Raw genomic sequence first — 14,361 nt, forward strand, 5'->3', positions numbered from 1 at the left:
TGCTTAATTTACTTTAAAACCTTCCGGACGTTTCCAGCGCTGCGGAGCTGCCGGTTCCGGTTTCATTTCAAATTCCTTGCCTTTTAGTTTTTCAAGTGCAACTTCTACTGCTTTTTCCAGCTGAGGATCACGGCCTTGTAGAATTAATTTTGGTTCCTGAATCACTTCAATATCAGGGGCAACACCTTCCCCTTCAACAGCCCATTCTCCGTTAACATCGAAAAAGCCACCACGGGGAGCCACAATTCGTCCACCATCAATTAATCGAGGGGTGTCCCAGGTGCCAACCAGTCCTCCCCATGTGCGTGTTCCAATTAGCGGCCCCAGATCTTTTGTTTTAAACATGTAAGGCAATAAGTCGCCACCCGAGCCGGCACGTTCGTTAATTATCATCACTTTTGGTCCCCAAATTCCGGCCATCGGAGTTGTCCATGGTCGGTTATTGTTGGCTTTACTGTTAAAATAGCCAAGTAGGGTACGGCTCATCACATCAATCATATAATCGGCAGCTGAACCGCCTCCGTTGTTTCGTTCGTCCAGAATTACTCCTTTTTTATCCTGCTGAGCGAAGTAATAACGATTGAATGATGAAAATCCACTTCCTCCGGTGTTTGGCAGATAGACATAGGCCAATTTTCCGCCTGAGAGCTCATCAACCTTTCTGCGGTTTCCTTCAATCCAGTCGATTGAGCGTAAGCTTCTTTCGCTTGAAATTGGTTCAACTGTTATTTCTTCTGCATTTTCAAGTGAAGTTGTAGATCCGATTTTTAATGTTGTTTGCCTACCCGAGGTTTGCTCAAACAAGCTGTATGGGTTAGTAGGAGCTCTTAATTCCACTCCGTTAACAGCCAGCAGGTAATCGCCCTCTTTAACGGCCATCCCTGGTGCGGCAAGAGGCGCTTTTGTGGAAGGATTCCAGCTTTCGCCATTGTAAATTTTGACAATTTTATAATAGCCGTTTTCTTCCGCAAGGTCGCAACCTAAAAGGCCTATCGGAATGCGGTCGATATCAGGCATATCGCCACCTGCAACATACGAATGACCAATGGCAACTTCTCCACTGATTATATCGATAATATAATTCATATCGGTTCTGTGGCGGGCATGTTTTACCCAGGGCGAATACCAGTCGTAAATGGCATCCCATGGAGCTCCGTGTACATTGTCAACATAAAGGAAATCGCGCATAAAACGCCATGAATCATCAAAAAGTTGCTGGTATTCTTCTGCAGGAATTACCTTTACTTTCATGTTGGTTTTTAGCCCTCCATCGCCGTTTTTAGGTTTTCCTCCTGTGCCTGCAATACTCCAGTTGCTCCCTTTTTGGTAGAGAATATTTTTACGGTCGGTAGAACTTACAACAGACGTTACGTCGCCTAAGAATTCTTCTGCCTTATTTTCTTCAGTTTCGTATTTATGAATAGTTACTCCGCGTTTATGCGGTACTACTTCTGCAACAAAAACGGTATTTTCCGGACCCTGAACTAAAGCTCTGTAGTTTCTGTCGGGCATATTTAATGATACTATTCGCTCTGAAATTCCATCCATATCGATAACAACATCTTCCGTTTTGTCGTCTTTGTCCGACTCCTTTTTGTCATTGTCGCCATTTTCATCTTCGTTTTCATTTTTATCCTTTACCTCTTCGTCGTCGCTGTTTGGCAAAATTGGCGACTCATCATCTTTCGACAAAACAATGCAATAAAGGCTTCTGGTCACATCCGGATCATAAGAACTCATGTCGAGCCATCCGGTTGCAAGTCCGTAATTTGTACTGGCCAAAATGTACATGTATTTTCCGCTGGCATCCCAGGCTGGAGTGAGCACATCAGCCATCCCGTCAGTTAGCTGGAAAGTCTGTTGCGTTTCGATATTGTAAACAAAAATGGCTTTAAAACTACTATTTAACTGCCGGGCATACGCAATCCATTTGCTATCGGGCGACCAAACCGGTTGCATTTCGCGGTTAGGGTGTGCAAAAATATCGGTTCCAACTCTGGTAACTGTTTCCGATTCCAGTTCAATAACCCAAATGTTATAATCGGTATCGGTGAAGGTAATTCTTTTACCGTCGGGCGACCATTCGGGGCGGAAGTAAAAGGTTGGGTTCTCCAGCGTATAAGTTTTTTTATTCTGACCGAACTGATCGGCAACAACGAGTTTGTACTCTCCACTTGCGTCGTTAAACCAGGCAATTTTGTCTCCCTCGGGCGACCAGGCCGGATAACGGTCGGCAATGCCCGAAGTGTTGGTAATGTTGCGCCAGGTTCCTTTTTCTTTTGGAACCGTGAAAATTTCACCACGGTATTCAAAAACAGCTCTTTTTCCGTTTGGCGAAATATTTGGATTAGTTAGGTTTCTTCCACTAACACTTTCCCAACGTTCGCGGGCAAAATTCATATCGCCTTTAACATTTATAACCAACTGTTTGTCTTCGCCATTTTTAGGATTTAGCAAATGAAGGTAGCCACCACATTCGTAAACTATTGCATCTTTACACGCATCAAGACTTTTTATATCGAATTGGGCTTGTTGCGTATGCTGTTTTTCTTGTTTTGTTTTTGGATCGAAAGACCAGATATTACTGGCATAGTCGCGTTCCGACAAGTAAAATACTTTGTTGTTGAACCACACCGGATCGAGATGGCGCTCGCCGGTGGGCTGGGGAGTTCGCAGCAGTTCTTTTGTTTTCATGTTTACAATCCATACCGGCATGGCCTGACCGCCACGGTAGTTGCGCCACTCCGGATCCCAGAAGGTAATAGGAATGTAGGCGATGTGCTTTCCATCGGGTGATAATTCGCCAAAAGCTGCACGTGGAATGTCAAGCGCTTCAGGCAAACCGTCCTTAGGCGAAACAGTAAAAAACTTGTTGGTTTGTGTTGGGCGTGCTTCTCTTCCGGAACGAAAGAGCACTTTGCCTTCGGGAGTCCAACCCTGAACAATATCGGCACCCGGATGCCAGGTAAGCCGTTGTGGCGAACCTCCGGTGGAAGGAATTACATAAACATCGGTATTGCCGTCGTACTGCGCCGAAAAGGCAATCCATTTTTCATCGTTTGAGAAATGAGGATTCGATTCTTCTCCTTCGTTGCTTGTTAAACGAATGGCATCGCCGCCATTTCTGTCAACTTTCCAAAGGTCGTTGGCATAAACAAAAACAATACTTTCTGAAGAAATTGTTGGCTGACGTAGCAATTGTGTACCTTGTGCATTGGCATAAGAGGCAAAAACAAACATCAGCAAAAGTAATGACGTTAAAATTTTCATAGATCTGTTATTTGAATATTTGTGTGAATCATCTGATATGTTGAGAAAGTCATTTGGTGCATATAATGTTCATTGGAACACACTATTTGACGCCTGTTAAACTAAATGATTACAATTTGAAGGTATAAATTTTTGAATGAACAGGGAAATGGACTGGATGGAAGAATAGCCTGTGTAAAAAAATTGTGGTTTTTATCTGTTGGGGGCAAAAAAAAAGGCCTCCGTAAACGGAGACCTTTTTAGTATCGTGAATTTCGATTTAGAATCTTTTTTCTTTGATACGGGCTTTTTTACCGGTTAAGCCACGTAAGTAGAAGATACGCTTACGACGCACACTACCGCGTTTGTTTATTTCAATACTTTCAATGAAAGGTGAACTGATTGGGAAAATTCTTTCAACACCAATGTTACCTGACATTTTGCGGATGGTAAAAGTTTTTGTATTTCCTCTTCCACGAACCTGAATAACCACACCGCGGAATTTCTGAATTCTTTCTTTGTTACCTTCCTTAATTTTGTAGCTAACGGTGATGGTATCACCTGCTTTGAATTCCGGGTGGTTTACTTCCACCTCAAATTCTTTTTCTACTAATTTAACTAAGTCCATTTTCTTAATTTTTAATAAGTTGGCAATGTATCCTTTTGTTTTTAAGGACAGAGATTGCATTAAATCGGCTGCAAAAATAGTGTTTTTTTCAATACCTCAAACTTATTTGAGCTTTATTTTCAATTACACAATTGGTTTTCAGTGTTAAAAGAAAACAACATGGCATTAGTGGCTGCTGCCAATAACTTTAAAATGTTCGCCTGTTGCGTTCACAATGGCTTTATACCACCATTCCGGATAACCTGCAAAAATAGGTGATGCTGGCATTCCTGTTTCGGTGCGGGTAAATTCACCGTTGCTTTCACGTTTAATATTTCCGTCGGCATATTTAATTAACAGGTATTGCCCCAGTTCTTTCCAGCGTTGGGTCATATCTTCTGCTTCATTCACTGAAAATTCCGTAATAAATTTTCGTGCCTGTTCTTCGCTGGCAGTGTTGTATAAGGTTTCTGCCGCCTTGTCAATTACAGGCACAAAAGCTACAAACTTGTCTTCCAGTTCTTTTTGTACCAGTTTTACATCTTTTATCATGTCGTTGTATCGCAGGTAGGCAAAATTGGCCACCTGTGTAAATGCCCAGAATGCCGATGTTTCGCTGTAGGTTAATAGGTCGCCGTTACCTACGGCAAAACATTCAGGAATTTCGGTAATTCCACAATACATTGGTGCGTAGCAGGTAGAGTAGGCATCGTCAACCCCAAACCAAAGAATACCGCCAATGGGATTCGGTAACCAGTTGCGGCTTTGGGTTACAAACGAAAAACCGGTTTGCTGAGTTGAAATAGCACGTTCGTTGCAGTAGGTTACCGAGTCAACCTCCCAGGTTAAACCTCTCCAACGATAAGGCAATCCGTAAGGGCCTGCCCCCAAATCCTGGGTCATATCCAGTTCGGTGCCTTCAAAGTGGTCGCGCATCATGCCCATTACATCCTGTACGTTCAGTTGCTTGTCGGGTTTAATCCAAAGAGGTAAACGGTTGGTCGGGAAGTCGTTTTCTCCGCCATGTTCAATAATCCCTTTTGCATATTCGGTGTAACTTTCCATTCCCTGGCTCACTTTGTTAAAACCAGCCCATACGCGTGCGTCGCAAAAACGTGCACCGCCAAAATCAACCGGTGCATAAACGTCAGAAAAACTAAAATCTTTATTGGTACCGTTGTACCATCCTTTTTCGCGGGCAAATGAAATAACATCTTTTGAATACAAGCAATTTTTTGAATCGTTTAGCGGGAAAGTGGTTATTCGCGCTTGGTTGGCGTGGCCGCTTATAAAACCATCAGGAATTCGCATAGCCACCCAAACGGCACCTTTTTCGCCTTCTCCTTTGCCAATCATCTCAAGTATCCACACTTCTTCGGGGTCAGCAATTGAAAACGATTCCCCCGAGCTGTAATAACCATAGTCTTCAACAAGACCGGTCATTACCTCAATGGCTTCACGAGCTGTTTTTGCTCTTTGTAATGTTACGTATATTAAACTGCCGTAATCCATAATGGCTCCATCCTGGCTACCCAGTTCCTGGCGGCCACCAAAGGTAGTTTCGGCAATAGCCAACTGAAATTCGTTCATGTTGCCAATTACACTGTAAGTGTGCGCTGGCTGAGGTATTTCACCGAGGTATTTGCCTGTATCCCATTCGTAAATTTTACGCATCGCTCCTTCGGGATGGTCGGCAGCCGGTTGAAAATATAATTCGCCGTAAAGGGTGTGCGAATCGGCGGCATAAGTTATCATTGTTGATCCGTCAACCGAAGCACCTTTGGAAACCAAAAAATTGGTACACCCGTTTGAAACCTGCTGGTTTAACAGAATAAATGCCATTACGAGCATTCCTACCATTGAAATTTTCTTCATTTTTAATCAGTTTATTTTATGAAAGCAACAAAGATAATTAAATGTGGTTTGCGGATTATGATTTTTGTTTGTTGAAATGGTGGAAAACAAAATTGAAAATGGATTCCATCTTTTCGATAGATGGAATCCAAATATTGTTACAAGCATCCTTTTATCTTCCCAAAAGTTTCCTCAATATCATTGTCTAATCCAACAGAAAATCGAACCAAGCCATCCGATAATCCCATTTCTTTTTGTACTTCAATAGGAACTTCTGACGATGTGCTATGTCCTGAGCAACTAAAAAGTGTGCGGAAATAACCCAGCGAAACGGCCAGGTAGCCAACACCTGCCTGTTGCATTTTAAACATTACTTCGTTGGCCCGTTTTTCTGTTTCCAAATCGATGGAAAGGATGCCGCCATAGCCAAATTCATTGTTCATTATCGAGTTATGCAGACTATGCTGGGGATGATCTTTTAGTCCGGGGTATTTAACTTTTTGTCCCAGTTTCTGTAACTCTTCGGCAACAAACAGCGCATTTTTGCTGTGTTGTTTCATGCGAAGGTGCAAGGTATGCAGGTTTTTCAGAATGCCGGAAGAACGCAAGGGGTCGAGCACCGGGCCTAACAGCATAGCAGTTCCGTCGTTTACATTCGAAAGCTGGTTAATAAATTCGTTCGATCCGCAAATTGCACCGGCTACACAATCATTTTTACCGTTAATGAATTTGGTCATACTGTAAACCACAAAGTCGGCTCCCAATTCTGCCGGCGAAAAAATCATGGGAGTAAAGGTATTGTCAACCATTAATTTAGCTCCATTATTGTGCGCAATTTTTGCCAGTTCCGGAATATCTGACACCTGAAGCAGCGGATTGGTAACGGTTTCGGTGTAAATAACTTTTGTGTTGAGGCGCATGGCATTTTTCACTTGCTCCAGGTTGGTAATATCTACAAACGAAACTTCAATGTTGTATTTTGGCAACCAGTTTTTCAGAAAAGCATAAGTGCCGCCATAGGTGGTTACGCTGGTAACAATATGGTCGCCCGAATTGCAAAGCTGTAATAGCGAGCAGGTAATTGCTGCCATTCCTGAAGCTGTTATCCATGCCGATTCTGTTTTTTCCATAGCCGCCAAAGCATCAGCAAGGTATTTATTACTCGGGTTCCAGTGGCGCGAGTACAAAAAGCAACCTTCCATGTGGCCCAGGAACGTTTCTTCCATGGTTTCGCCTTCTAAAAAAGTGTAAGTTGACGAATCGGTAATTGAAGGGTTTACACCACCAAATTCGCCAAATTGCTGAATGTCGTAAATTCTTTTTGCAGGATCTGAGTTCATGTTCAACGATTTAAGTTTGACGGCAAGTTAAACGGAAAGAATCTACGAGAGAATGATTTTTGTCTGTTCTTGCATTTCGTGCAGGCTGCTTTTTAAATTAGAGGAATAAGTAATAAGCCAACTATTGTATCAGGGCGCAAATACTTCGCCACAGCAACTATCGGATTTAGCGCCTGTAGCCGATGCTAAACAGTTCTTTTCTTCAAGCATACGCAGCACTCCCATAAATGCAAATACCAGCGCTTCTTTAAAATTAATGAGGTTGGGGTCTGGCAGAACCAGTTGAGTAGAGGTGTAATTTTTTATTCTTTCAATTAAAAACGAATTAAAAGCGCCACCTCCGGTTATAAGCATTTTGCCTGTTCCGCTGACGCTGTTGGTAAGCTGTATGGCAATATGCTCATAAACTGTTCGCAAAATATCGTATTCATTTATTTGCTGTGCTTGTATGACTGGTAAAAATGTTTCTTCCATCCATTCTCTGCCCAGTGATTTTGGCGCTAATTGCCGATAATAGGGCAGAGCATTTAGTTTATCGAGCACATTTTTATGAAGTTTTCCAAGTTTTCCCAGATCTCCGTTTTTGTCGAATGGTTTACCAAGTTTTTCCGCAAACTGGTTTAAAACAATATTTACCGGACAAACATCAAAGGCTCTTCTTAATCCATCCTGTTCAAACGAAATATTGGCAAACCCGCCCAGGTTTAGGCAATAATCGTATTCACCAAAAAGCAGGCGGTCGCCAATGGGAACCAATGGAGCACCTTGTCCGCCTTTGGCCACATCAAGGCTTCTGAAATCGGCAACTGTTATTGTATTTGTTGCTGATGCAATAGTTGCTCCATTGCCAATTTGCAAGGTGTAACCCAAGTCGGGCCTGTGAAATATTGTGTGACCATGTGAAGCAATCAAATCCGGTGCGAATTTGGTTTTTTGAATAAACTTTTGAATCTGTTCGCCCAGGTATGAGCCGTATTTTGTATTTAATAGGGTAAGTTCGTTTTTTGACAATTGTGGGGCGGTTTCGAGTCGATTTTTCCAGATTTTTGGATAAGCTATGGTCTCGGCTTCGAGCAGATGGTATATCCAACGGTTGCCTGCAAACCGAAATTCAACAGCTGCTATGTCCAGGCCATCAAGCGAAGTTCCCGACATCAAGCCAATGGCTTTAATTGTTTTATGTTTTTTAAATGGCGTTTTTATCATTTCCAAAAGCTGGCTTTGTAAATGGCAGTATTGTTTCGGTAATCGCTTACACTGAGTTTAAAATTATGGGTTTTACCTAATACAAAGCGTTCTGCATCAAAATAATGGGTAATTATTCCTGTTTTAGCATCGTATTCAAAAAGTGCCCACTTTTCGTCAATGAAGCCTTCAATCGACTTTATTCCTGCCAGATCATCTTTTATTTTGAAACGTATCCTATTTGATTCGGTTAAGGAATTATTCACAACACTTAAAGGTTCTATTTCCGGAGGAATAGTGTCAACAGTAAGCGCATAAACACCCAGGTTGCGTGTTTCGGTGCTTACCCAGCCGTTTTCGTAATTTCCACCTGCGGAATTAAATTCTCCGGTTGAAGGGTTTACATAGGCTAATAGTACTTTTGTTTGCAGATGCAGGGGGAGGCTGTCGGCGCGCAAAGCAATGATGGCATTTTTATGCAAAGGCACTGTGTTGTTATGAAAAAAATGGTAATCGGTATAGAGTTCTTTCCAGGAAGGTTCTGTGCGGTATTCAAATTCAAAATCGGCATAAAGCGCATCCCGTGGAATTTCAATATGGGCAGTTTCATTTCTAAATGTGTTGGTTTGCTGGTAGTAAAAAACAGGCTTTCTTGTGGAATCATTTTGTAATGTCATTTCATTTCCCTGCAATGAAAATGCCAGCCTGGAGCTGTTGCCATAAGTATCCTGCAATTCGATATTTACCTTCTTTGTTTCTGCGTCACTGGCTACAAGTCTGCCTTCGGTACCGTTATGGGTGTAAATTGGTAATTTGTTTCCGGGGTCCAGCCAGGTTTTTATGTAACGCCGTTTTATGGTTTTGTAGGCACTATAAACAATGTGGCTGTTAATATAACGCGAGGTGCTAAACGAAAACCGGTTGAGCGAAAAAGTAAATTGTTCCACATCGTTAACCGACATACGCAGCAGGTTTATGCCGCATTTATTATAACTGCCATTAAAATAGTCATTGGTTTCAATTCCAACCCCAATTTCGCCTCCAAAGGTAATTTCCGGATTGTTTTTCAGCCGGTAAGTTCCGTTAAAAGCTTCTGCCTGGTAGGTTTGCGGGGCGTTAGAGCCGTTAATGTGCGACTGTTTTGTTAGCGGTACCAAAATTACGGAAAATATTTTTGGAGCAATATTATCGGTAATCGGGAAATCATATTGTAACGGATTCAAAGGTTCTTCTGTTTGCGTATCCCTAATTTCGAAATGCAGGTGTGGCCCTCCGGAACTTCCACTATTTCCGCTTTTCCCAATTTCCTGGTCTTGCTTCATCGCGAAAAGATAGGGAGGCACCTGGAGGTCAACTCTGAACGATTTCTTTTCATACTGTTTATCTTTTACAAACTTTTCAATGGCGGGGGTAAAGCTGTTTAAATGGCCGTAAACCGTTGTTGTTCCATTAGCATGATTCAGATACAATGCTTTTCCGTATCCGGTAGGCGAAACAACAATGCGCGAAATATAGCCATCGGCCACTGCATAAACGGGTAATCCGGTTACACCTTGCGTTTTTATGTCGATTCCTGAATGAAAATGGTTAGTTCTTAATTCTGCAAAACTGCCACTTAACAATAGCGGAATTTTAAGCGGATTGGAATAATAGCGCTGTTGCGCTGTACTCAATACCGAAATCAGAAATAAAAAGTAGGTGAAAAATATTTTCATTGTTGTTTTATTGAAGGCGTCAAATTTATACAAATAATGATTCAAATAATGGTTTATGTAATTGTATGGCAGCAATTCTAAATCAATACCCGAATATCACAGCAATTGCACATGGTAAAAGATTAACAATGGCTTGTTAGCATAAAATGGATGCAATCGATTTGAATTACTTTTACAATCAGGAAAAAAAGTTAACTTTGTTCGCGAAATGCAGCTAAAATGACCGAAGAGGACCACTTGCTAATTAATGATTTGAAACGAAATACGCAGCAACTGTTCGAAAAATATATAGCGTTGGAACAGAAAAATGTTTTGCTGAGTAAACGGGTGGAAAGCCTGGAAAACGAACTTGAATTATTGGAGCATGAAAAGATAGAATTAGGTCGTAACTATGAGCAACTGAAAGTAGCCAATCGAATTTTATCGGCAAATGATGAAAACGGAGAAGCTAAACAGAAAATAGATGTTTTGATACGGGAGATTGATAAATGTATTGCATTACTAAATAAGTAATGTTTTGAAAGATAAAGACTTTAGAATACATATTAAGATTGATGGCAGGGTTTACCCCTTAAACATTAATCGCGATGAAGAAGAGAGATACAGAAAGGCTGCAAAGATTGTTGAAGAAACAATTTCTACTTTTAGAAAAATGTTTCAGGATAATGACAATCAGGATATTATGGCAATGTCGGCATTTCAGTTAGCTTTACGCTATACTGAAGAGCAACAACGCCGGGATTACTCTCAATTTATCGATGATATAAAAGATATTAAGGATGATATTTCTGATTTTTTGAAAGAAAAAGAACAGAAATGAGTTCGAAATAAAATACAAATCAAAGCCCGTATTAGGCCGGTTCAAGCGAGAACCTGGTTTATTACGGGTTTTTTAGTAACTAATATTTTGAATATGGATTTAATAATAGGAATAGTCGCAGGGTTTGTCGTCGGAGGAGCATTGGCTTATCTGATTTGGGATAAAGCCCTGAAGGCGAAAAAAAGACGGATACTTGGCGAAGGAAAAGCCGAGGCCGAAGTGATAAAAAAGGATAAAATATTGCAGGCTAAAGAAAAATTCCTGCAACTGAAGTCGGAACACGAGAAGTACATAAACGAAAAAAACTCGTACCTGGCTAAAGAAGAGAACCGACACAAGCAACGCGAGGCAACACTAAATCAGCGTCGCGATGAACTGAACCGTAAAACCAAGGAATTTGAAACTACACGACGTGAAGTGGATGCAATTCGAGAGAATTTAAACACACAACTTCAGCGTGTTGAGCACAAAAGCGAAGAGCTTGATAAAGTGCACCGCCAACACCTTGAAAAACTGGAGCAAATTTCAGGTTTGTCAGCCGATGACGCTAAAGCGCAGTTGGTTGAATCGTTGCAAGAGGAGGCTAAAACCGAAGCTGTTGCCTACATCAACGAAATAATGGAAGAAGCCAAGCAAACGGCCAATAAAGAAGCAAAGAAGATTGTTGTAAAATCTATACAACGCGTAGCTACTGAAACGGCCATTGAGAATGCGGTTACCATTTTTCATATTGAAAGTGATGAAATTAAAGGACGTATTATCGGTAGGGAAGGACGAAATATTCGTGCTTTAGAGGCAGCTACAGGTGTTGAGATTGTTGTTGATGATACACCTGAAGCGATTGTGCTGTCGGCATTCGACCCTGTACGTCGTGAAATTGCACGCCTTGCCTTACACCAGTTAGTTACCGATGGACGAATTCATCCGGCACGAATTGAAGAGGTAGTGCAAAAAGTGAAAAAACAAATTGAAGAGGAAGTAATTGAAACCGGAAAACGTACGGCAATCGACCTTGGTATTCATGGTTTGCACCCCGAATTAATTCGTTTGGTAGGAAAGATGAAATACCGCTCGTCTTATGGTCAAAATCTGTTGCAGCACTCACGCGAGGTAGCCAACCTTTGTGCTACAATGGCATCAGAGCTGGGTTTAAATCCGAAAAAAGCCAAACGTGCCGGCTTATTACATGATATTGGAAAAGTGCCCGATGATGAGCCAGAATTACCACACGCAGTACTGGGTATGAAATTGGCTGAGAAATACAAGGAAAAGCCGGACATTTGCAATGCTATTGGAGCGCACCACGACGAAGTGGAAATGCAGTCTTTAATGGCTCCAATTGTTCAGGTTTGCGATGCTATTTCTGGTGCGCGCCCAGGTGCACGCCGCGAGGTGGTGGAATCGTACATCAAACGATTAAAAGACCTTGAAGATCTTGCCCTATCTTATCCGGGAGTTACAAAAACCTATGCAATTCAGGCAGGTAGAGAATTACGTGTAATTGTTGGTGCCGATAAAATGAATGACCAGGAAACGGAACAGCTTTCGTACGATATTTCTAAAAGAATTCAGGATGAAATGACGTATCCGGGACAGATTAAAATTACGGTAATTCGCGAAACACGTGCTGTAAGTTATGCCAAGTAAATAAATTTAAAGAATCATAAAAAAAGCTTCAACCATTTGGTTGAAGCTTTTTTTTATACCTCAAACAAGGCCAGCAATTTTTCAATCTTTTTTTGCTTTTCGGTATAACCAACCGCTACATACGATTCCAGCATCGATTCCAGTAGCCTCCTTAAAAACAACACATCGGGAAGTGGTTCTGCATAATCGCGGAATGGTTTATAATCGTTTCTTTTTAAATGGTAATCAATTTCTTTCCGGCTGGTAATGGCTCCTTTATTCGATGGGTTAATGTAAAATAAAACCTCGGTGTCGCGCGTTGAGCCATGAACTTTCTGTGCCAGCTCTGCATCAACAATGGCCACCAACGGATTTTTAGGAAAATCAACCAGAAAAGCAGGAAGCTCGATGGCTCTTGCAATAATGGTATAAAATATACTCATTGAAATTGGATTACCCCTTTTGGTATCGAGCAGCTGGTTTAGAAAACAATTTTGAGGAGAGTGAGGATTACTCAGGTTTATTGAATAGCCGTTAAGGTTAAAAATAAAATGGTTCAGTATTGTTGTTTTTTCCAGCAGTGTTAGCGAGTTATTCAGTTCTAACCATATTGATTTCCTGAGATTTTCAATCTTTAACGACAGATTGAGCGGATTAAGATCGGGATACTGGAACTTGTCGATGGCACAGAAGCCTTCACATAAATCCTGTTTTTCCGGAGCCAGGGTTATCCAGTGTTTAACTCCGGCATAAGTTCTTTTAAATTGCAGGTTCTGAATAATATTTTCAATGCGATTCTGGCTGTTCTCATCAAAACTTTGTTCCCATTTTTTCTCGAGCGCCGGAATAATTTCGTCATCTTCCTTAAGCAGTTCCTGTTCTACTAACTCAAAAACGGTTCTGTCCGGATCATCAAGAAGGTTAATCAGTGCTTCAAGTCGTTGTGGTTCCATTCCTTAACTGCTTAAATTATCAAGTACTGCCAAAATCAATTTTTTCATTTCTTCGCGGTAGTTCTCATTGGCCGTAAGTGTTACCCGGTTTGCAATAATTAAACATACCGTTAGTGCATTATGGCCCAGCATTTTACTTAAGCCGTAAATGGCAGAGCTTTCCATCTCAAAGTTGGTTATACGTAGGTTGTTGAACGAAAAATTTTCAATTTGTTCATTTAAATTAGGGAAGGCTAGCGGTAGTCTTAGTTCGCGGCCTTGTGGTGCATAAAAACCCGGAGCCGAAATGGTAACTCCTTTTTTAAATGCATTTGCTGCAAACTTGTTTAAAAGAGCCTGGCTTGCATTTACCGTGTATGGAGCAGCTAAAGCAGTACTCCATTGCGTATGTTTTTTAAATGCCTCCTCAAATTCCATATCGCAATACTGTTCGCGGTTGGCATAGTAATTCAGCAAGCCATCAAAACCTATTGACTTTTCAGAAACAACAAATGAATTTACCGGAAGATCGGTTTGTAAGCCTCCGGAAGTGCCAATTCGTACGATGTCGAGCTGCTCCGCCCGGGCCTTAATTGTTCGGCTTTCCAAATCAATATTCACAAGCGCATCCAATTCGTTAAGTACAATATCAATATTATCGGTGCCAATACCGGTTGATATCACTGAAATCTTTTTCTGCTTGTAAAACCCGGTAATGGTTTTAAATTCTCTGTTTTGCGTGGTAAATATAATTTTATCGAAAAAACCGGCAACCGTATCTACCCGTGCCGGATCGCCAACCAGGATAATTTGTTTGCCAATGTTTTCCGGTTTTAAATGCAAGTGGAAAATACTACCGTCATTGTTTAATATAAGTTCCGAGTGTTTAATCATAGTTTGCTTTTAATCACCCATCAAAACTATTTAAAATAACATGGAACACCAATGGCTAAGCGGAAAACATATAAACATGTAAGCCTAACGCTTTTATGCTGACTATTGATTTTTGTTAAAAACCTACAATATGTTAAGC

The 14,361-nt window shown here is 41.2% G+C and carries 11 protein-coding genes; 3 read left to right on the forward strand and 8 right to left on the reverse strand.

Features of this window, described 5'->3' with window-relative positions; translation table 11 throughout:
• Positions 1–3: 3 nt before the first annotated feature.
• The 6 genes from QZ574_RS11465 to QZ574_RS11490 form a co-directional block, all read right to left on the reverse strand.
• Positions 4–3,270 carry a S41 family peptidase gene (locus QZ574_RS11465; protein WP_297089629.1) on the reverse strand — a complete coding sequence of 1,089 codons (3,267 nt, stop codon included), beginning with the start codon at positions 3,268–3,270 and terminating at the stop codon, positions 4–6.
• Positions 3,271–3,529: 259 nt separating this feature from the next.
• Positions 3,530–3,877: a 50S ribosomal protein L19 gene (gene rplS / locus QZ574_RS11470; protein ID WP_297089630.1), complete on the reverse strand. Its 348-nt coding sequence runs from the start codon at positions 3,875–3,877 to the stop codon at positions 3,530–3,532.
• Positions 3,878–4,042: 165 nt separating this feature from the next.
• Entirely contained in the window at positions 4,043–5,731 is a 1,689-nt protein-coding gene (locus QZ574_RS11475) for a C69 family dipeptidase (protein WP_297089631.1), read from the reverse strand.
• A gap of 137 nt (positions 5,732–5,868) precedes the next feature.
• Positions 5,869–7,050, reverse strand: a complete 1,182-nt coding sequence (locus QZ574_RS11480; protein ID WP_297089632.1) for an aminotransferase class V-fold PLP-dependent enzyme — start codon at positions 7,048–7,050, stop codon at positions 5,869–5,871.
• A gap of 129 nt (positions 7,051–7,179) precedes the next feature.
• The gene (locus tag QZ574_RS11485) at positions 7,180–8,256 is read right to left on the reverse strand and encodes an anhydro-N-acetylmuramic acid kinase (protein ID WP_297089692.1); all 1,077 of its coding nucleotides are present in this window, start codon (positions 8,254–8,256) and stop codon (positions 7,180–7,182) included.
• The gene (locus QZ574_RS11490; protein WP_297089633.1) at positions 8,253–9,950 is read right to left on the reverse strand and encodes a M23 family metallopeptidase; all 1,698 of its coding nucleotides are present in this window, start codon (positions 9,948–9,950) and stop codon (positions 8,253–8,255) included. Before QZ574_RS11490 ends, QZ574_RS11485 begins: the two co-directional genes overlap by 4 nt.
• Before the next feature lie 219 nt (positions 9,951–10,169).
• On the opposite strand from QZ574_RS11490, the gene QZ574_RS11495 reads away from it, so the two are divergent.
• From QZ574_RS11495 to rny, 3 genes are all read left to right on the forward strand, one after another.
• On the forward strand, positions 10,170–10,463 hold the full coding sequence (locus tag QZ574_RS11495; protein WP_297089634.1) for a hypothetical protein: 294 nt from the start codon (positions 10,170–10,172) through the stop codon (positions 10,461–10,463).
• Positions 10,464–10,467: 4 nt separating this feature from the next.
• Complete coding sequence (locus QZ574_RS11500; RefSeq protein ID WP_297089635.1) at positions 10,468–10,770, forward strand: cell division protein ZapA; 303 nt, start codon at positions 10,468–10,470, stop codon at positions 10,768–10,770.
• 93 nt (positions 10,771–10,863) lie between these two features.
• Positions 10,864–12,417: a ribonuclease Y gene (rny, locus tag QZ574_RS11505; protein ID WP_297089636.1), complete on the forward strand. Its 1,554-nt coding sequence runs from the start codon at positions 10,864–10,866 to the stop codon at positions 12,415–12,417.
• 53 nt (positions 12,418–12,470) lie between these two features.
• Here rny and QZ574_RS11510 read toward each other — a convergent pair whose 3' ends face one another.
• Positions 12,471–13,349: a transglutaminase-like domain-containing protein gene (locus QZ574_RS11510; RefSeq protein WP_297089637.1), complete on the reverse strand. Its 879-nt coding sequence runs from the start codon at positions 13,347–13,349 to the stop codon at positions 12,471–12,473.
• A gap of 3 nt (positions 13,350–13,352) precedes the next feature.
• Positions 13,353–14,222, reverse strand: a complete 870-nt coding sequence (locus tag QZ574_RS11515) for a nucleoside phosphorylase (RefSeq protein ID WP_297089638.1) — start codon at positions 14,220–14,222, stop codon at positions 13,353–13,355.
• Between the last annotated feature and the right edge of the window lie 139 nt (positions 14,223–14,361).

This window comes from uncultured Draconibacterium sp., assembly GCF_913063105.1.
Lineage (GTDB): Bacteria > Bacteroidota > Bacteroidia > Bacteroidales > Prolixibacteraceae > Draconibacterium.